The organism is Aestuariivirga sp. (assembly GCF_020252405.1).
In the GTDB taxonomy this organism is placed as follows: Bacteria; Pseudomonadota; Alphaproteobacteria; order Rhizobiales; family Aestuariivirgaceae; genus Aestuariivirga.
Window position 1 is genome coordinate 1 of the sequence record NZ_JADCDA010000036.1, and the last position, 18,879, is coordinate 18,879.

The 18,879-nt window shown below is 66.2% G+C and carries 19 protein-coding genes; 8 read left to right on the forward strand and 11 right to left on the reverse strand.

Going from position 1 to position 18,879, the window contains the following annotated elements:
• Positions 1-263: 263 nt before the first annotated feature.
• Positions 264-1,682, reverse strand: a complete 1,419-nt coding sequence (locus IOC69_RS06755; protein ID WP_290542780.1) for a glutamate synthase subunit beta — start codon at positions 1,680-1,682, stop codon at positions 264-266.
• 1 nt (position 1,683) lies between these two features.
• Positions 1,684-6,357, reverse strand: coding sequence for a glutamate synthase large subunit (gltB, locus tag IOC69_RS06760; RefSeq protein ID WP_290542781.1), 4,674 nt, complete (start codon positions 6,355-6,357; stop codon positions 1,684-1,686).
• A 433-nt stretch (positions 6,358-6,790) separates the two neighbouring features.
• Between gltB and IOC69_RS06765 the strand changes: the two genes are divergently transcribed.
• A complete protein-coding gene (locus tag IOC69_RS06765) occupies positions 6,791-7,252 on the forward strand; it encodes a GNAT family N-acetyltransferase (RefSeq protein ID WP_290542782.1) in 462 nt (153 codons plus the stop codon).
• Between the two features lie 64 nt (positions 7,253-7,316).
• On the opposite strand, the gene IOC69_RS06770 is transcribed toward IOC69_RS06765, so the two are convergent.
• The 5 genes from IOC69_RS06770 to msrB all read right to left on the reverse strand — a co-directional run bounded on the left by IOC69_RS06770 (position 7,317) and on the right by msrB (position 12,084).
• Positions 7,317-7,724, reverse strand: coding sequence for a GNAT family N-acetyltransferase (locus IOC69_RS06770; RefSeq protein ID WP_290542840.1), 408 nt, complete (start codon positions 7,722-7,724; stop codon positions 7,317-7,319).
• Positions 7,725-7,774: 50 nt separating this feature from the next.
• Positions 7,775-8,953, reverse strand: coding sequence for an acyl-CoA dehydrogenase (locus IOC69_RS06775; protein WP_290542783.1), 1,179 nt, complete (start codon positions 8,951-8,953; stop codon positions 7,775-7,777).
• An 89-nt stretch (positions 8,954-9,042) separates the two neighbouring features.
• The gene (locus IOC69_RS06780) at positions 9,043-9,594 is read right to left on the reverse strand and encodes a hydrolase (protein WP_290542784.1); all 552 of its coding nucleotides are present in this window, start codon (positions 9,592-9,594) and stop codon (positions 9,043-9,045) included.
• A complete protein-coding gene (locus IOC69_RS06785) occupies positions 9,584-11,680 on the reverse strand; it encodes a S9 family peptidase (RefSeq protein WP_290542785.1) in 2,097 nt (698 codons plus the stop codon). Before IOC69_RS06785 ends, IOC69_RS06780 begins: the two co-directional genes overlap by 11 nt.
• A 2-nt stretch (positions 11,681-11,682) precedes the next feature.
• Positions 11,683-12,084, reverse strand: coding sequence for a peptide-methionine (R)-S-oxide reductase MsrB (gene msrB / locus IOC69_RS06790; RefSeq protein ID WP_290542786.1), 402 nt, complete (start codon positions 12,082-12,084; stop codon positions 11,683-11,685).
• 189 nt (positions 12,085-12,273) lie between these two features.
• Between msrB and IOC69_RS06795 the strand changes: the two genes are divergently transcribed.
• The 4 genes from IOC69_RS06795 (at position 12,274) to IOC69_RS06810 (ending at position 15,223) form a co-directional block, all read left to right on the forward strand.
• Positions 12,274-13,500: a DUF2336 domain-containing protein gene (locus IOC69_RS06795; protein ID WP_290542787.1), complete on the forward strand. Its 1,227-nt coding sequence runs from the start codon at positions 12,274-12,276 to the stop codon at positions 13,498-13,500.
• 34 nt (positions 13,501-13,534) lie between these two features.
• The gene (locus IOC69_RS06800) at positions 13,535-13,942 is read left to right on the forward strand and encodes a MucR family transcriptional regulator (RefSeq protein WP_290542788.1); all 408 of its coding nucleotides are present in this window, start codon (positions 13,535-13,537) and stop codon (positions 13,940-13,942) included.
• Positions 13,943-14,051: 109 nt separating this feature from the next.
• Positions 14,052-14,549, forward strand: coding sequence for a PAS domain-containing protein (locus tag IOC69_RS06805; protein ID WP_290542789.1), 498 nt, complete (start codon positions 14,052-14,054; stop codon positions 14,547-14,549).
• 122 nt (positions 14,550-14,671) lie between these two features.
• The gene (locus IOC69_RS06810; RefSeq protein WP_290542790.1) at positions 14,672-15,223 is read left to right on the forward strand and encodes a DUF6456 domain-containing protein; all 552 of its coding nucleotides are present in this window, start codon (positions 14,672-14,674) and stop codon (positions 15,221-15,223) included.
• Here IOC69_RS06810 and IOC69_RS06815 read toward each other — a convergent pair.
• Both IOC69_RS06815 and IOC69_RS06820 read right to left on the reverse strand, forming a co-directional pair.
• Positions 15,214-15,636, reverse strand: a complete 423-nt coding sequence (locus IOC69_RS06815; RefSeq protein ID WP_290542791.1) for a SufE family protein — start codon at positions 15,634-15,636, stop codon at positions 15,214-15,216. The two genes, IOC69_RS06810 and IOC69_RS06815, sit on opposite strands and share 10 nt — an antisense overlap.
• 56 nt (positions 15,637-15,692) lie before the next feature.
• Positions 15,693-16,109, reverse strand: coding sequence for a DUF5330 domain-containing protein (locus IOC69_RS06820; protein WP_290542792.1), 417 nt, complete (start codon positions 16,107-16,109; stop codon positions 15,693-15,695).
• A gap of 191 nt (positions 16,110-16,300) precedes the next feature.
• Here IOC69_RS06820 and IOC69_RS06825 point away from each other — a divergent pair, with 191 nt between their 5' ends.
• From IOC69_RS06825 to IOC69_RS06835, 3 genes are all read left to right on the forward strand, one after another.
• Positions 16,301-16,972: a peptidoglycan-binding protein gene (locus tag IOC69_RS06825; RefSeq protein WP_290542793.1), complete on the forward strand. Its 672-nt coding sequence runs from the start codon at positions 16,301-16,303 to the stop codon at positions 16,970-16,972.
• A gap of 4 nt (positions 16,973-16,976) precedes the next feature.
• A complete protein-coding gene (locus IOC69_RS06830) occupies positions 16,977-17,312 on the forward strand; it encodes a DUF1491 family protein (RefSeq protein WP_290542794.1) in 336 nt (111 codons plus the stop codon).
• A gap of 66 nt (positions 17,313-17,378) precedes the next feature.
• Positions 17,379-17,582, forward strand: a complete 204-nt coding sequence (locus IOC69_RS06835; RefSeq protein WP_290542795.1) for a hypothetical protein — start codon at positions 17,379-17,381, stop codon at positions 17,580-17,582.
• A gap of 148 nt (positions 17,583-17,730) precedes the next feature.
• On the opposite strand, the gene IOC69_RS06840 is transcribed toward IOC69_RS06835, so the two are convergent.
• Both IOC69_RS06840 and IOC69_RS06845 read right to left on the reverse strand, forming a co-directional pair.
• Positions 17,731-18,300 carry a hypothetical protein gene (locus IOC69_RS06840; RefSeq protein ID WP_290542796.1) on the reverse strand — a complete coding sequence of 190 codons (570 nt, stop codon included), beginning with the start codon at positions 18,298-18,300 and terminating at the stop codon, positions 17,731-17,733.
• Entirely contained in the window at positions 18,297-18,878 is a 582-nt protein-coding gene (locus IOC69_RS06845) for a DUF1214 domain-containing protein (RefSeq protein WP_290542797.1), read from the reverse strand. Before IOC69_RS06845 ends, IOC69_RS06840 begins: the two co-directional genes overlap by 4 nt.
• Between the last annotated feature and the right edge of the window lies 1 nt (position 18,879).

The following is an 18,879-nucleotide window of genomic DNA, read 5'->3' on the forward strand; positions in this document are numbered from 1 at the left end:
CGAGGCAAGCTCCGCCTCCCACTCCAGCAACGCGCCCGACCACTCCGCGACCATTGTCGTCCTCCCGCCAAAAGCGGCAGGAATCACAAATCTATCGCAGACGCAACTGTAGTACTAATGGAGTCAATTGATCGCCCGCCGCTCTAGCCTCTGCTCCAACTCTCATCATGCCCGGGCTTGTCCCGGGCATCTTTTTCGGCCGCCACCAAAAAGGATCGCCGGGACAAGCCCGGCGATGATGTCGTCCGTGAGGGAAGTCAAACCTACCGCGGCAGGCTCGTCGATCCCATGAGGAACTGATCCACCGCATGCGCCGCCTGGCGGCCTTCGCGGATGGCCCAGACCACCAGCGACTGGCCGCGCCGCATGTCGCCGGCCGAGAACACCTTCGGGATTGAGGTCTTGTAACTCATCACATTGGCCTCGACATTGCCGCGCCCGTCCAGCTTCACGTCGAGCGACTTGAGCAGTCCTTCGTGCACGGGCGAGACGAAGCCCATGGCGAGCAGCACCAGGTCCGCCTTGAGCTCGAATTCAGAGCCCGGGATTTCCTTCATGCCGGCATCGATGCGCACGCAGTGGAGCTTTTTCACGTGGCCGTTCTCGCCCGAGAAGGACCTGGTGAGAACCGAGAACTCGCGGTCCGCCCCCTCCATGTGCGACGACGAGGTGCGAAGCTTCAAGGGCCAGTTCGGCCAGGTGAGCAGCTTGTTCTCCTTCTCGGGCGGCTTCGGCATCACCTCGAGCTGTTCGACCGAGAGCGCACCCTGACGCACCGAGGTGCCGATGCAGTCAGACCCCGTGTCGCCGCCGCCGATGACGACGACGTGCTTTCCCTCCGCGGTGATCGGGCGGTTGTCGGCCTGAGGCTCCTTGCCCACGCGGCGGTTCTGCTGCGGCAGGAATTCCATGGCGAAGTGGATGCCGCTGAGGTCGCGGCCCGGCACCGGCAAATCGCGCGGCTTTTCGGAGCCGCCCGCCAGCACCACCGCATCGAAGCTGCCGATCAGCTGCCTGGCATCCTGCGTCACGCCGATATGGACGCCATAATGGAAGGTGACGCCCTCCGACTCCATCTGCGCGATGCGGCGGTCGATCAGGTGCTTCTCCATCTTGAAGTCGGGAATGCCATAGCGCAGCAGGCCGCCCGCGCGTGCGTTCTTCTCGAACACATGCACGTTGTGGCCCACGCGCGCCAGCTGTTGCGCGGCGGCAAGGCCCGCGGGACCCGAACCGATGATCGCCACCTTCTTCCCCGTCTTGTCGCGGAAGGACTCAGGCTTCAGCCAGCCATTCTCCCAGGCGCGGTCGACGATGGCGCATTCGATCGTCTTGATGGTGACCGGCGCATCCTCGAGGTTCAGCGTGCAGGACGCTTCGCAGGGCGCCGGGCACACACGACCGGTGAATTCGGGGAAGTTGTTGGTGGAGTGCAGGTTGCGCGAGGCCTCTTCCCAGTCACCCAGATAGACAAGGTCATTCCAGTCCGGAATCTGGTTGTTGACGGGGCAGCCGTTGTGACAGAACGGAATGCCGCAGTTCATGCAGCGCGCCGCCTGGTTTTTCACGGCCTCCGCCGAAAGCGGAATGACGAACTCGTTATAGTGGCGCACCCGGTCGGCGGCCGGCGTATACTTTCGTTCCTGCCGCTCGATCTCGAGGAAACCCGTAATCTTTCCCATCTTATGCGCTCCTCTTCACGCCGATCGTCGTGCCGTCGCTGTCCTTCTGCGCCTGTTCGAGTTCCTTGAGCGCCCGGGCATATTCGACCGGCATCACCTTCACGAATTTCGGCAGATAGGCGCTCCAATTGTCCAGAATGTCACGGGCGCGCGACGAGGCCGTGTATTTCAGGTGGCGCGTCAGCAGCTCGCGCACGCGCTCGGCATCGTTGCGGTCCATCTGCGAGGTGACATCGACGAGGCCGTGGCTGATCAGGTCGCCGGTCGCATGCAGCAGCTTCTCGGTGGCCTTCTCCTCCGCCGGAACCGGCTGCAGGTCGACCATGGAGAGGTTGCAGCGCTTGGCGAAGTCGCCCGCCTCGTCGAGCACATAGGCGACACCGCCCGACATGCCCGCCGCGAAGTTGCGGCCCGTCTCGCCGATGACGAGAACGACGCCACCCGTCATGTATTCGCAGCCGTGGTCGCCCACGCCTTCGACCACCGCGACGGCGCCGGAGTTCCGCACCGCGAAACGCTCGCCCGCAACACCGCGGAAATAGCACTCGCCGGTGATCGCGCCATAGAGCACGGTGTTGCCGACGATGATGGACTTCTCAGGCACGAAGCCGATCTTGTCCCTGGGCCTGACGATCAGCTTGCCGCCGGACAGGCCCTTGCCGACATAATCATTGGCCTCGCCGGTCAGCTCGAGCGTGACGCCCTTCGCCGCCCAGGCGCCGAAGCTCTGGCCGGCGATGCCGTCGAACGTCACCGTGATGGTGTCCTCCGGCAGCCCCGCATGGCCATAGCGCCTGGCGACCTCGCCCGAGAGCATGGCGCCCGCCGTGCGGTCATAATTGTGGATCTTCGTCTCGATCAGAACTTTCTCACCGCGCTCCAGCGCAGGCTTCGCTTCCGCGATCAGCTTGCGGTCGAGGATCTTGTCGATGCCATGGTCCTGCACTGTCACGCGCTTGGTGGCGACGGGGCCGTGGACGTCCGGCTTGGCGAAGATCTTCGAGAAGTCGAGGCCGCGCGCCTTCCAGTGCGCAATCGCCGTCTGCTGGTCGAGGAAGGCCGTCTCGCCGATGAGCTCATCGTAAGAACGAAGGCCCATGGCCGCCATCAGCGCGCGCAGCTCCTCGGCCACGAAGAAGAAGTAGTTGATGACATGCTCCGGCTGGCCCTTGAAGCGCCTGCGCAGTTCGGGGTCCTGGGTGGCCACGCCCACGGGGCAGGTGTTCAAGTGGCACTTCCGCATCATGATGCAGCCCGCGGCGATCAGCGGCGCCGTGGCGAAGCCGATCTCGTCCGCGCCCAGCAGCGCCGCGATCAGCACGTCGCGCCCGGTGCGGATGCCGCCATCTGCCTGCACCGCGATGCGGCCGCGCAGGTCATTGGCCACCAGCGTCTGCTGCGTCTCGGCCAGGCCGATCTCCCAGGGGAGGCCCGCATGCTTGATCGAGGTCAGCGGAGAGGCGCCCGTGCCGCCCTCGTAACCCGAGATCGTCACATGGTCGGCATGCGCCTTGGAAACGCCTGCGGCCACTGTGCCCACGCCGACCTCGGACACGAGCTTGACGGAGACCTGGGCCCCCGGGTTCACATTCTTCAGGTCGAAGATCAGCTGTGCGAGGTCTTCGATCGAATAGATGTCATGGTGCGGCGGCGGCGAGATGAGGCCGACGCCGGGTGTCGAGTGGCGCACCTTGGCGATGGTCGCGTCCACCTTGTGGCCGGGCAGCTGGCCGCCCTCGCCGGGCTTCGCTCCTTGCGCCATCTTGATCTGCATCATGTCGGAGTTGACAAGATATTCCGTCGTGACCCCGAAGCGGCCGGAGGCCACCTGCTTGATGGCGGAGCGCATGGAGTCGCCATTGGGCAGCGGCTTGAAGCGGTCCGCCTCCTCGCCGCCCTCGCCGGTGTTGGACTTGCCGCCGATGCGGTTCATGGCAATGGCCAGCGTCGTATGCGCCTCGCGGCTGATCGAACCGAAGGACATGGCCCCGGTGGAGAAGCGCCTCACGATTTTCTCCGCGGGTTCGACTTCCGAGATGTCGACGGGCTTGCGGCCCATCTCCTCGGCCGTCCGTATACGGAACAGCCCGCGCATGGTTTTCAGCGTCTCGGACTGCTCGTTCACCGCCCTGGCGAAGGCAAGATACTTGTCCTGTGAATTGCCGCGCACCGCGTGCTGCAGGCTGGAAATCGTGTCGGAGTTCCACACATGCGCCTCGCCGCGGATGCGCTGGGCGTAGTCGCCGCCCACGTCAAGCGCGGCGCGGAACACCGGGTTCTCGCCAAAGGCGTTCTCATGCCGGCGGAAGGCTTCTTCCGCGATCTCCAGGAGGCCCACGCCCTCGATCTGCGTCGCCGTGCCGGTGAAATACTTCTTCACGAAGTCGGAGGAGAGGCCCACCGCGTCGAAGATCTGCGCGCCGCAATAGGACTGGTAGGTCGAGATGCCCATCTTGGACATCACCTTGAGAATGCCCTTGTCGATGGCCTTGATATAACGCTTCACCGCCTCATAGCCTGTGATCTTCTCCTCGAGCGTGGGGAGCATGTCCTCCAGCGTCTCGAAGGCGAGATAGGGGTTGATGGCTTCCGCGCCATAGCCCGCGAGCGCGCAGAACTGATGCACCTCGCGCGCCTCGCCCGTCTCGGCCACCAGGCCAACCTGCGTGCGCAGGCCCTTGCGGATCAAATGGTGATGCGTGGCGGAGGTGGCAAGGAGCGCCGGGATCGGCACGCGCTCGGCCGAGACAGCGCGGTCGGAGAGGATGATGATGTTGTAGCCATCCTTCACCGCCCGCTCGGCCAGCGCGCAGACGGAGTCAAGCGCCGCTTCCATGTACTGGTGGCCGTTCGCCACATCGTAAGTGATGTCGATGGTGGCGGTGCGGAACGGGTTGTCGGCCACCGCACCGATGGTGCGGATGCGCTCAAGGTCCTCGTTGGTGAGGATCGGCTGGGCCACCTCGAGGCGCATATGCGCCGAGGTGCCCTTGAGGTCCAGGAGGTTGGGGCGCGGCCCGATGAAGGAGACGAGCGACATCACCAGCTCCTCGCGGATCGGGTCGATGGGCGGGTTCGTCACCTGCGCGAAGTTCTGCTTGAAATAGGTGTCGAGCGTCTTGGGCCGGTCGCTGAGCGCCGAGATCGGCGCGTCATTGCCCATGGAGCCCACGGCCTCCTGTCCCGTCTGGGCCATTGGGGCCATCAGCACCTTCAGGTCTTCCTGAGTGTAACCGAAGGCCTGCTGGCGGTCGAGCAACGGCACGGTCGAATGCGCGCGGCGCGTCTTTGAGGCCGGAAGGTCCTTCAGCACGATCTGCGTGCGCTTCAGCCACTCCTTATAGGGATGCGCGGTGGAGAGCTGCTTCTTCAGCTCCTCATCCGCGATGATGCGCTTCTGCTCGAGGTCGATCAGCAGCATCTTGCCCGGCTGCAGGCGCCACTTGTGGGTGATGCGCTCTTCCGCGAACTGCAGGCAGCCCATTTCGGAGGCGAGCAGGATGTGCCCGTCATCGCTCGTCATGTAGCGCGAGGGGCGCAAGCCGTTGCGGTCCAGCGTGGCGCCGATCATCCTGCCGTCGGTGAACACCATGGCGGCCGGGCCGTCCCACGGCTCCATGAGGGCGGCGTGATATTCGTAAAAGGCGCGGCGGTCCACGTCCATCAGCGGATTGCCCGCCCAGGCCTCCGGGATCAGCATCATCATGGCATGGGGAAGCGGGTAGCCGCCCATGGTCAGGAATTCGAGCGCGTTGTCGAAGCAGGCCGTGTCCGACTGGCCTTCGTAGGAGATGGGCCAAAGCTTGGAGAGGTCCTCGCCGATGATATCGGAACGCATGTTGGCCTGGCGCGCGGCCATCCAGTTATAGTTGCCGCGCACCGTGTTGATTTCGCCGTTGTGGCAGATGAAGCGATAGGGGTGCGCCAGCGGCCAGCTGGGGAAGGTGTTGGTCGAGAAGCGCTGGTGCACCATCGCGAAGGCGCTTTCGACGCGGCTGTCCTCGAGGTCGCGGTAATAGGCGCCAAGCTCGGCACCCAGAACGAGGCCCTTGTAGACCAGCGTGCGGGCGGAGACCGAGACCGGATAATAGGTCCTGGCCTTGGATCCCAGCACTTCGAGAACGCGGTTGGAGACGACCTTGCGGCAGACGAACAGCTTTCGCTCGAAATGCGCCTCGTCGCGGATCGTCGGCCCGCGCCCGATAAAGACCTGGCGGTGGAAGGGCTCCGTACCCTTCACCGAATATCCGAGCACGGATGAATCCACCGGCACGTCGCGCCAGCCCAAAACCTTCAGGCCCTCCTCCCGCGTCGTCTCCCACCAGATGCGCTCCACGTCCTGGCGGTAGACGGGCTCGCGCGGCATGAAAAGCTGGCCCACGCCGTAATGCCCCGCCTCGGGAAGCCCGATGCCGAGGCGCCTCGCCTCCTCCGCGAAGAAGGAATGCGGGACCTGCAGCATCAGCCCCGCGCCGTCGCCCGCCTTTGGATCGGCGCCCACCGCGCCGCGATGTTCGAGGTTCTTGAGGATGGACAGGCCATCCGCGATCATGCGGTGGCTTTTGACATTGTGGATATTGGCGATGAGGCCGATGCCGCAGGCATCATGCTCGTTCTTCGGGTCGTAAAGACCATGCGCCTCCGGAAGACCTTCTGGCCGGTATTGAATGTTCATGGCCAACTCCTTGCCCGTCCTCATCCCATCCTCCCCCCGGTGCCTTCGCGAACCCGGAGGGTCTTCCTATTCTGCGCAGGTGTCGATCTCCTGGGGGCGGGGCCTTCAGGTGGCGCCGGACCCTTAAGGGCGATCAAACTCCTGGGCAGTTCTGCCCCGAGCGCTCGCCCTCAGTTGCTTTTGCGGAGCGTAGCGCGGGGCAGCCCTGCGGCGTCGTCGACCGGTTTGGCCGTCGCTTTCAGGGTCTTGGTGGTCGTATTCCGGAGCATCCGGGGTCCACTTGCCTTGATTAACACCGCGAAAGGACAGTGCCACTGTCCTATCTCTGTATGACAGAATGAGGGGCGTCGCGCAAGATAGGAATCAGCCAGCCGGAAAATCAGCAATAATGTTTCGCGTCAGTCCCGTTACGCCCGGCCCCGGAGAAAAGACCATGCATATCTCAAGAGGCGATCTCGCCGATCCCCGCATCATCCGGATGCTGCGCCACCACTTCGACAAATGCCACGAGGTGACGCCGCCCGGCAGCGCCCATGTCTTCGACGTCACCCGCCTGGCCGCCCCGGAGATCGACTTCTGGGCCGCCTGGGACGGCGAAACGCTGCTGGGCACCGGCGCCATGAAGCCGCTCGGCGAGACGCATGGCGAAGTGAAGTCCATGCACACCGCTGCTGAAGCAAGGCGCCGCGGCGTGGCCAGCGCGCTCTTGCGGCACATCATCGAGACCTCGCGCGGCAGGGGCCTCACCCGCCTCAGCCTCGAGACCGGCTCCTTCGGCTATTTCGAACCCGCCGTCGCCCTCTACAAGGCCCACGGCTTTGAGGAGTGCCCGCCGTTTGGCGCTTACAGGCCGGACCCCAACAGCGTGTTTCTGACCCGCAAGCTGCGACACTGACGCGTGTTCGGGTGAGGTGGAGCCACCTGATAGGAACATGCGCCGAGGCGCGGGGGCGGAGCCCTCATGTCAGACGCTTCTCCATGAACACGCTGTTCGGATCATCCGCCGGATAATCGCCAAACGCGCCACGGTGGACATAGCCCAGCCGCCGATAGAGCCCGAGCGACTCCGGCTGGTGGATGCCCGTCTCCAGCCGCGCCAGCCGGCGGCCGCAGGCAATCGCCTCTTCCTCGATCCGCTGCATGATGAGCTTCGCAAGCCCCAGCCCGCGCGCGGCGGGCGTCACGTAGATGCGCTTCGCCTCGGCATAGTCCTCATGCAGCCAGCAGCCGCCGATGGCCAATATCGCGCCGCCGCGATAGGCCGCGAAGAAGCGCATTTCGGGCTGGCGCAGGGTTTCGATGTCCAAGAGGTGGTTCGACTCGGCCGGATAGAGCGGCACGAGATAGGCGTCGAGTTCCTCCACCATCGCCCGAACCGGCGGATGCGCCGGGTCGGCGATGGCGATGACGGCGGCGGTCACTGGAAGGCCTGGAGGCCTGTCTGGGCGCGGCCCAAAATCAGCGCGTGGACGTCATGCGTGCCTTCATAGGTGTTCACCGTCTCGAGGTTCACCATATGGCGGATGACGTGATATTCCTCCGATATGCCGTTGCCGCCGTGCATGTCACGCGCCATCCGCGCGATCTCCAGCGACTTGCCGCAGTTGTTGCGCTTCATCAGCGAGATGGCGGGCGGCGCCACGGCGCCGCGCTCGAGGCCGCGGCCCAAAGCGAGGCAGCCCTGCAGGCCCAGCGCTATCTCGGTCTGCATGTCGGCGAGCTTCTTCTGCACCAGCTGCGTGGCCGCCAGCGGCTTGCCGAACTGTTTGCGGTCCAGCGTGTATTGCCGCGCGCGGCGCCAGCAGTCTTCCGCCGCGCCCATGACGCCCCAGGCGATTCCGTAGCGCGCCTTGTTGAGGCAGCCGAAGGGGCCGCCGAGGCCCTTGGCATGGGGCAGCAGGTTTGCATCCGGCACTTCCACATTGTCGAGCACGATCTCGCCGGTGATCGAGGCGCGCAGCGAAATCTTGCCTTCGATGGCGGGCGTCGAGAAGCCCTTCATGCCGCGCTCCACGATGAAGCCGCGGATCACGCCGTCCTCGGTCTTGCCCCACACCACCGCCACGTCGGCGATGGGCGAATTCGAGATCCACATCTTGGCGCCGTTCAGCACATAGCCGCCGTCCACCTTCCTGGCGCGGGTCTTCATGCCGCCGGGATCGGAGCCGGCATCGGGCTCGGTGAGGCCGAAGCAGCCGACCCATTCGCCGGTGGCGAGCCTGGCGAGATATTTCTTCTTCTGTTCGTCCGAGCCATAGGCCTCGATCGGGTGCATGACGAGCGAGTTCTGCACGCTCATGGCCGAGCGGTAGCCGGAGTCCACGCGCTCCACCTCGCGCGCCACGAGGCCGTAGGCGACATAGCCCAGGCCCGCGCCGCCGAAATCGGCCGAGGTCATCACGCCGAGGAAGCCCATCTCGCCCATCTCGTTCATGATCTCGCGGTCGAAGCGCTCCTCGCGGAAGGCGGACTTGACCCTGGGGCCGAGCTTGTCCTGCGCGAAGGCGCGGGCGGCGTCGCGGATCATGCGTTCCTCGCCGGTGAGCTGGGATTCGAGGTCGAGCGGGTCTTCCCAATTGAATTCGGCGGTGGCCATGAAAAACTCCCCTGGATCAGGTCCTAATGAGCAATGTGGCGCGGACTTGTCAATTCGGCGAAATGACCCATTGACCCATGGCTTTGCGCTCAGCGCACAAGCGCCGACAGGGCCTTGAACTCCGCCGTCCCGGCCCGGCCCAGAAGCTCGAACACCACCATTTCGGTATTCACCACCTGCACCCCGTGCTGGCGCATGCGCTTCAGCGCCAGGGTCTGGGAGGCCGGCGCGCGCGAGGCCATGGCATCGGCCACCGCCAGCACGCCGAAGCCCGCGGCCGCAAGGTCCGCCGCCGTCTGCATGACGCAGACATGGGCCTCGATTCCCGCGAGGATGACGAGCGGCCGGCCTGCCTCGTGGTGCACGATCAGGTGGTCCTTCAGGCCCTGGTCGCGCCAGCAGGAGAAGGACGTCTTCTCGAAGACCGGCGCATTGCCGGCCTCCTCCGAAAGACCTGGCACGGTGCGGCCAAGGCCCCTGGGATATTGCTCGGAGACGGTGACGGGCACGCCAAGCGCCCTGGCCGCCTTGAGCAGGATGGCGCAGCGCGCCTCCGCCTCCGCACCCCCGGACATTGCGGGCAGAAGGCGCTCCTGCATGTCGACGAGGAGCAGGGTGGACTTCGCGGCTTCAACGAGCATCGGTCAATCCCGCCACCTTGAGCCCGAAGGCATGGACGAAGGCCACCTCCCTCAGCCTGTCGAAACGGCCCGACGCGCCGCCGTGGCCCGCTCCCATGTTGGTCTTCAACAGAAGCAAGTTGTCGTCGGTCTTCAGTTCACGGAGCTTCGCCACCCATTTGGCGGGCTCCCAGTAGGTGACGCGCGGGTCGGTGAGGCCGCCGACCGCAAGGATGTTCGGGTAGGCCCTGGCCTCGACCCGGTCATAGGGAGAATAGGCCATGATGTTTTCATAGGCCTCCTTCGACTCGATGGGGTTTCCCCACTCGGGCCATTCGGGAGGCGTCAGCGGCAGCGTGTCGTCCAGCATGGTGGTGAGCACATCGACGAAGGGAACTTCCGCGATGATGCCGCGGAACAGCTCGGGCGCCATGTTGGCCACGGCCCCCATCAGCATGCCGCCGGCGGAGCCGCCCTGCGCCACGATGTTTCCTTTCCGCGTGAAGCCTTCGCGCGCGAGGAACTCGGCGCAGGAGATGAAGTCGCGGAAAGTGTTCTGCTTCATATCCATCTTGCCGGTCTTGTACCAGCGGCGGCCCTTCTCCTGCCCGCCGCGAATATGCGCGGTGGCATGGATGAAGCCGCGGTCCACCAGCGACAGGATGTTGGTGTTGAAGCCCGCCGGCAGCGAGATGCCATAGGAGCCATATCCATAAAGCCAGAGGGGAGCGGAGCCGTCGAGCTTCGTGCCCTTGCGGTAAAGCAGGGTGACGGGGATCGTCTCGCCGTCATGGGCGGGGGCCATCAGGCGGCGGGTGACGTATTGCGACGGGTCATGGCCGCTCGGCACCTCTTGCGTCTTCCGCAGCACGCGGGTTCTCGTCTTCATGTCATAGTCAAAGACCTGTGCCGGCGTGGTGGGGGATGAATAGATGAAGCGCAGCGTGCCGGTGTCGAACTCGCGCATCTCGCCGAAGCCAAGCGAATAGGCCTCCTCGTCGAAGGCGATGGCGTGTTCCTCGCCCGTCTCCATGTTGCGCACGACGATGCGCGGCAAGGCGTTCTCGCGCTCCATGCGCACGAGCCAGTCCTTCAGCACGATATAGGAGACGATGAAGACGCCGGGCCGGTGGGGGATCAGGTCCCGCCAGTTCTCCCTGCGCGGATCCGACACGGGCGCGGTGACGAGCTTGTAGTCCTCGGCACCGCCCTCATTGGTGCGGATGATGAACTGGTCGGCCCGGTGCTCGATGTCATATTCGATGCCTTCGGCGCGCGGCGCCACGAGGCGCGGCTTTTCATCGGGCTTCTTGGCGTCGATCAGCCAGATCTCGGAGGTGTCATGGTCGTGGATATCGATGGTGATCCACTGTTCCGAACTGGTCATGCCCACGCCGGTGAACTTGCCGGCGTCCTTCTCCTCGTGGACCAGCGCATCGGCCGATTGCTCCGTACCCAGAATATGACGGAAGGTTTTCAGCGGTCGGTGGTTGTCGTCCTGGAGCGTATAGAAGAAGCTCCCGCCGTCGGCGGCCCAGGTGGCTTCGCCCGTGGTGTTCTCCAGCACGTCCTTGTGCCCGGCGCCGGTTGCCGCATCGCGCAGGCGGAGCTCGTAGAACTCCGAGCCATTGCCGTCGAAGGACCAGGCGATGAGGTTCTGGCCGGGCGACAGGTCGATGCCGCCGAAGCGGAAGTAGCCGCGGTCCTTCGCCAGCGCGTTGCCGTCGAGGAGGATCTGCTCCGGTCCGTCCTTGCCGCGCGGCTTGCGGCAATAGAGCGGGTGCTGGCCGCCCGTGACGTAGCGCGAATAATACTCCCACGCGCCATCGGGGGCAGGCGCCGAGGAGTCGTCCTCCCTGATGCGGCCCTTGAGTTCGGCGAACAGCGTTTCCTGCAGCGCCTTCGTGCCGGCCATGACGGCCTCGTGATAGGCGTTCTCGCCCTCGAGGAAGGCGCGGATTTCGGCGGGCAGCAGGGAGGGGTCGTGCATCACCTCCTGCCAGTTCGGGGCCTTCAGCCAGTGATAGTCGTCGCGCTTCTCATGGCCGTGCCAGGTTTCGGCGCGCGGGCGCTTTTGCGCCCGCGGCGGCTTCGGGATATCGGCCATGTTCAGGCTTTCCCTTCCGGCTCGAAATTCATGGCGACACCGTTCATGCAATAGCGCAGGCCCGTGGGCTGCGGCCCGTCAGGGAAGACATGGCCCAGGTGCCCGCCGCAATTGGCGCAATGCACTTCCGTCCGGCGCATGAACCAGGACCGGTCCTCGGAGGCGCCAACCGCATCCTCCGCGATCGGCGCGAAGAAACTGGGCCAGCCGGTGCCCGACTCATATTTGGCGCTGGAGGCGAACAGCGGCTTTCCGCAACCGGCGCAGTGGAACACGCCCTTGCGCTTTTCCGAATTGAGAGGGCTGGTGCCGGCCCTTTCCGTGCCGTGCTCGCGAAGCACACGGTAGGCCTCGGGCGACAGGGACTGCCGCCAGTCGGCTTCGGATTTTTCGAATTTGCTCATTTGTGTCTCTCTTTCCAACCCCAATGTGGAGGATTGGCGCCGAAATGTGAAGCGCCGCCGGGCGCTTCGCAATCTGGTGAAGGATTGCGTTAAGCACGGCGCGCCGTGCCCGCCCCGGCTACGACCCGGACACTCCGGCTTTAATCAAATCCTCAACCATCCCTGCGCCTGCTGCGGGAAGAGGACAAGATGCAGCCACACGAGCCCATGCCTGCCGGAGAACTGCTTCCGCACCGCGGCACGGCGCAGTCCTTCCGGCTGCTCGCGGCCAGGCTGCGCCGCACCGCGCAGCCGGAGCCGGCACCCGTTCCGGCGCGGCAAGCGGCTGCGCCTCGCCCCGTTCCGGCGCTGCTTGCCATTGCGCCGCCCGCCGCCGCAGCACCCGAAACGGGCGAGGCGGCCACCGCATTGCTCGACATCATGTGGGGCGCAACGGACCTTTCGCCGCAGGAGCGCGCTATGGCGGGGGATACGCTGCTGCTGCTGCTGCCGCGCCTCTCCGCCGCCGACGTCGCCATGCTGGCGGAGCGCATCGCGGCGATGGACCGGCCCCCGCCGCTGCTCGTCTCCCGCCTGCTTGGCGATCCGCGTCTCGAAGTCGGCGGCGTGGTTCTGGAGCGCGCGCAAAACCTTGCCCCGGAGGACCTGGTGGAGGCCGGCCGCGACGCCGATTCGGACCGCCTTCGGCTGCTCGCGCGGCGGCGCAGCGTTCCGCGCGCGGTGGCCGCCCGCCTGGTGCAGGCGGGCGACCTGTTGAGCCTGTTGGCGCTGCTGCGCAACCCGGACGCCGAACTGTCGTTCGAGTCCTTCTTCCATCTGTCGCAGATGGCGGGCCAGCACCCGGCCCTGCAGGCGCCGCTGGCGCTGCGCGCGGACCTGCCGCTGGCGGTGGCGCTCGACCTGCTGTGGCGGCTGCCGCCGGAGCTGCGCCGGGTGATCATGTCGCGCTTTCTGTCGGATTCCGCCGCGCTCTCGCGCCTGCTGGCGATCGCGCTGGCGGCGGGCGCGGGCGGAGCGGCGGGCATTCCGGCGCAGGCCGACGTCGATGCGGCGCTCGAACCGTTTTTCGCCGGCCGGCCTGGCGATGCGGCCGTCCCCCTCTCCACCCTCACGGGGGTGGCGGCGGAAACGGCCGGGCGCATCCTCGCGGATGAAGAGGGCGAGGCGCTGGTGGTGCTGCTGAAGGCGCTTGGCCTCGGCCGCGCGCATTGCGACGGCGTGCTCGACCGGCTGCGGCAGTCCGGCGGTCCGCTGCGCCAGGACCGTCCGCCCGAAGAGCTGAAGGCGGTGTTCGACTCGCTGTCCTCCACCAAGGCGCGCGTGCTTCTGGTCTATTGGGACTGGTTCGTCCGCAAGGCCGGGCCCTATGCGGCGGTGAGCGGGCCGGGCCTTGTTGAAGCCGCGCCGCTCGCCTAAACAGAGGCGGCTCTTCAAGGGAAACCCGCCGCGGATGGACACCAAGCCCACGCTCATCGAACTCGCCTCGCAGATCGTGGCGGCCTATGTCGGTCGAAACACGGTCGAGCAGGCGGACCTGCCGAAGCTCATAACCGAGGTTCACAAGGCGCTGGAACAGGCGGCGGGACCGCCGCCGCGAAGGCAGGACGCCAGTGAAGCAAGGCCCCCGGTGAGCGTGAAGAAGTCCATCACGCCGGACTATCTCGTCTGCCTCGAGGACGGCAAGAAGTTCAAATCGCTGAAGCGCCATTTGCGGACCCATTTCAACCTCACGCCCGAGCAGTACCGCGAGAAGTGGAACCTGCCCGCGGATTATCCCATGGTGGCCCCGAACTACGCCACCTCCCGCTCCAGGCTCGCCAAGACCATGGGGCTCGGCCAGCGCAACAAAGCGCGCTGAGCCGCAAGCCCTGAGATTTCATTCTGGCCGACTCTTGCGGATCGGCCATTCACGATTCATAAATGAGTCGTTCGGGCGGGGCATCGATTCGCAAGGGGCGGCGGCGGCAATGGGTTCGGTCAACATCGCGTTCAGGGCACAGCTGGTGGTGCCCGAACAGCGCCAGCTTTATGACTACTGGCTGTCACGCGCCGGGCCGGGAACGCTTCCCACAAGGGCCGACATCAATCCCGCCGACATTCCGCGGCTGCTGCCTTATATCAGCCTGATCGAGGTCGGCCCCTCGCTTGAAACCTCGCGCGTGCGTCTGGCGGGCACCAGGCTGCGCGATGTGTTCGACCGCGAGATCACCGGCCTGCACATCGACGATCTCGACCTCGGACCCAAGCGCGACTACTGGATGACGGCCTACCGCCACACGGCGGTCGATGGCAAGCCCACCCAGGGCATCGTGCGCGGGCCCCGGGTGAACAAGGAGCACCTGGTGCAATACTGGGTGCGCCTGCCTCTGGCCGCGCCCTGCGGCGCGGGCATCCGCATGATACTCGGCATCGATTATTTCCTCTCCGGCCTCGAGGACGAGCAGCGCCAGGCCGGCACAGGCTGATCCCCGCCCCGTCCGCCGGCCGCGTGCGTGGGAATTCAAGCACATAGGAAATCAATCAAAACGGGTATTGATTCCTGTTTTGTTCTCCACCATATTGAAGGCCTTGTGAGGAGGAAGCCGCCATGCGTGAGACCCGTGAGACCCGTGAGACCCGTGAAACCCGTGAGACATCCGCCGCCGCCCCGCTGTTCAACGATGCCGAAAGCCCGCTTACCTGGCTGCGCGCGCGCCGCGGCAAGGACGGCAAGCCGCTGATTTCGGAGGCGCAGTTCCTCGCGGGCGAGCGGCTGCGCGCCGATTTCGAGCGCGCCCTTCTGGCGCGGCGCACCACGCTGAACTGGGACCTCGCCGGTGCGGGAAGCCGTTGCGGCAATGTTGCCGCCGATATGAGCGACGAGGCCATGGCCGCCCGCCGGCGCTATCACGCCGCAATCGACAGCGTGGGCCCCGAGCTGGCCTCGATCCTCGCGCAGGTGTGCTGCCTTTCGGCCGGCATCGAGCAGGCGGAGCGCGTGCTGCGGCTTCCCGCCCGCAGCGGCCGCGCCGTGCTGGGCCTCGCCCTCAACGCGCTCGCCCGCCACTATGGCCTGGCCGGGGCGGTGCGGCGCGACGGCATCGCCGGATGGGGGCTCGACGGTTACAAGCCGTCGCTCAACGGCGGACGTCAGCCGTGAAGGGCGGCCTGCGCATCGGCCTTGATGCGCCCGATCATCGAGGCGAATCCGTTGGAGCGCTGCTGGGTGAGGTGGCCCGAAAGGCCCAGCTTGCCCAGGATCTCGCCTGCATCGGTGGCAAGAATGTCCCGCGCGGTCTTGCCCGAATAGATCATGAAGGCGATTGCGATGAGGCCCTTGACGATCAGCGCATCGCTGTCGCCCCGGAAGGCCAGGACGGGATCGTCCCCGGCGCCACTGACGGCGGTGGCGATCCACACCTGGCTGGCGCAGCCCTTGACCTTGTTTTCCGCGGTGCGGTCGGCGCCGGGCAGCGGGGCAAGCTCGCGGCCAAGCTCGATCACATGGCGATAGCGGTCCTCCCAGTCGTCCATGACGTCGAAGTCGGCCAGAAGGTCATCGATGGCAGTCAAGGCTTGGGGCTTTCCCGGTTGCATGGCGACTGAGATAGGCCGCGGAAGGCGGAAGCTCAACCTTCTTGCGCGGGCCCCCGCCATGGCGGCACGAGATCGTCGAGGCCCAGCGTCGACCGGCCACCGGAAGCATTGCCGGACGGCGGCGGAAAATCGCCCTCGACGGTGATCGCGGCGGATGGACCCGAGAGCCGCGGGCCACCCTTGCCGCCATCCCAGGCCCAGCCCCACAGCAACGAGGCGGAGTAGAGCAGCTTGCCCTGCAGCTTGGATCCCAGATAGCCGGCCACCGCGCAGACATCCGGCTGGCGGCTGCAGAAGGACCAGGCATCGGAGGCCGCGGAACCGGCGGACGACAGCATATCGATGGTGGAGGGCTGATCGGGATCGGGCCCTTTTGCCAGCTCTTCCGGCGGCGAGGGCAGCAGCAGCCCCGCCGCCCCCAGCAAGACGATCGTTCGGACAACCCGCATCCCCGGCCCGTTCTCCCGTTTTCCTGCTGATTTATAACCGGAGTGTTGACGGCGGTTGAAGGGACTGGGCTTATATTGCGTTAAAACGTGTTCCGCGACGCCCCCGCCGGAAAGGCCGCGTTAACCTCGCCGGGTGCAAGTTCTGAGCTTACGGGAACAAACAGGATCAAAAGTGAAGCCAGGCCGGCGTCATGCGTGAGATGATGGAAAAGCAGGGCCGCGGATTGAGGATCGTGCCCCTCGCCGCCTGGAGCCTGTCCGCCGTCATGTCTGCCGCAATCGCCGGCAATGCCCTGTTCGGGCAGAATGCCGCGGGCCGCGCCGCGCAGGCTTCCATCGATCCCGCCGCGGATGCGGCTGGCGACATCGCGCCCCCGGGCGGACGCACCATTCAGCTGAAGTTCGACCCCGTGGTCGAGGCTGTGCAGCGCGAGCTGCTGTGGGCGGGTTATTACAAGGGCTCCGTCGATGGCGTGAATGGCCGCAAAACGCGGCAGGCGATCGCTGCCTATCAGCGGGCGATGGGCCTCACGGCTGACGGCCAGCCCTCGGGCGGCCTGGCCGAGCACATCCGCTTCACCCGCGAGGTGTCCGAGGCCTCGCTGTTCACCGGCACGGTGGCGGCCGCGCCAGATGCCGAGCAGCGCGCCGCCATCCGCCGCGTGCAGACCGGACTTGCCGACCTTGGTTACAGCCCCGGCGAAATCAACGGCGGGCTGACGCGCGAAACACGCGATGCGATCATCGCCTTCCAGCGCGACCACAAGCTCGGCGAAACCGGCGAGGTGAGCGGCGAACTCATCGCCGAACTCGACAAGCTGAGTGGCGAGGCCGAGGCCGGTTCCGGCGCGGCGGCGCCGTAACGCGTTGCGGCTCAAATCCGCGATCTGGGTGTCCGCCTTCCTGCGCCGCTGCATGGTGCAGGGGATCTTCGGCGCGGTGGTGAAGAAGGGCGCCGAGGAAGCGGGCGCTGTGCATGTCATTGTCAATCATCTCGACGGCACATGCCACATGCTGGGGCCCGCCCCGGGCGGGGCCTGTGACGAAACCGGCGAGCGGCGCTGGATCGCGGAGATCGCGCCGCCGCAGTCGGCGGCAGACGCCATGGCGCTGCTCCAACGCCGCATGCGCTTCGATCCCGACCTGTGGATCGTCGAGGTGGAGGACACCAAGGGCACGGCGGGACTCGACACAGGCGCTTAAGGGCTTGTTAACCATGTTGCGCAAGTTTGGGCGCATGGAGTCGTCCGCAACGCGAAGGTTCACGAAATGCCAGCCCGTCGAACAGCCGCCATCATCGATTTCCCGCTTGACCGGGCGCGCCCGCCGCGCGGCGGCGCGGCGGGCGCGAGCGCGGAGGTGCTGATCTTCACCGGCGTGCGCGTCGAGCGCATGTACGACCTCGCCGAACGCCTGCCACAGGCGCGCTCGGGCCATGTGTCCAATGCGCGGATGGACGTCGATTTCTGGTGAAAGCCTTGGGGCCCGGAGCACGATCCGCAAAAGTGGAACCGCTTTTGCGATAAGATCATGCTGAAGTTTTTTTATATGGCGCATGTTACGTCCAGGCGATTCCGCCTGAACGGATCATGGGCCATGGCCTTCGCCCCATTCTCCGCCGTCAGCTCTCCCCCGCCGGCCCCGCCGCGCAGCGTGACCGGGCCACCTGTCTGGCCGCGAGATCGCGCAGGCCGATTTCCGGGGTGGGATACCACACCACGGCAAGCCCGCGCGGTTCGGGCGAGGTTACGGTCCAGCCCGAGTCGGTCCCGTCGGCCGCTTCCTTCTCGGTGGACTTGAGGATCTGCTCGATGAGGCCCGGCGCCCGCGACAGGCTGACCGTGAAGCTGTTGGCGCCGGACTGGCGGTTGTTCACCGAATAGATGGCCTCCGCCTTGTCGGTGTAGATGGTGGTGATCCAGAAGCCGTCCGGCAGTTCGGCGGCGAAGGTCACGTTGCCCTTGGCCACGTCGAAGACGCAGACGCCCGTGACGCCAAAGCGCGGCAGGCCCGGAAACAGCCTCGCCTGTTCCCCGGGCGAAAGAATGAAGAAGCTGTTCCTGCCATGCGCATCCGCCAGCTCACGCACCTCGCGCGAGAACCACCAGGCCGGCACGAAGAGCGCGAAGGCGGAGTGCGCCGCCACCCCGGCCACTGCCGCCACCAGCAGCCAGTAAAGGTGCTTTCTCATAAGCAGGGCCCCCGCTTGATGGCGAAGGGCGGGTCCAGCGGCTTGGGCCCCGAGGGCAAGGCCGAATAGATCAGCGTGAAGTTGCGCCGGTCGGGCAGCTTCAGCCAGTTGCCGGGCTGCGGGCGGCTGGCGGCGGCGACCGTGACGCTGCCGTCGGCCTCATGCACCGCGGTGTCGCTGTCCGCCGTGGTCTGCAGCGTGGCATCTTTGGCCGCCGCGGCGCGGGGTGCGGGCACCATGCCCGCCGGCTCGACGACGCCGAGGCTCCACCAGCGCGGCAGCGGGCCAGTGGACGCGATGAGGTAACTGCAGCCGCCGGTGAGCGGGCGGCCGTCGCTGTCGGTGTCCGCCGTGGCCTCGCCCAGCTGGCTGGGGGCGGGCGGCAGGCGGCCTTCGAGCAGATAGTGCGCGCGGACGTAAAAGGCGTTGGGGCCGGCCAGCGCGGCGGCACGGCTCTGCCACGGCATGCCCGGGTCTGGGGGCTCCAAGCCCGCCCGCTGGATCAGCGCGAAGGCGCTGGCGCACCCGGCGGCGACGCCGACTGCGACATAGATGGTGGACCAGATGAACCGCAGCATG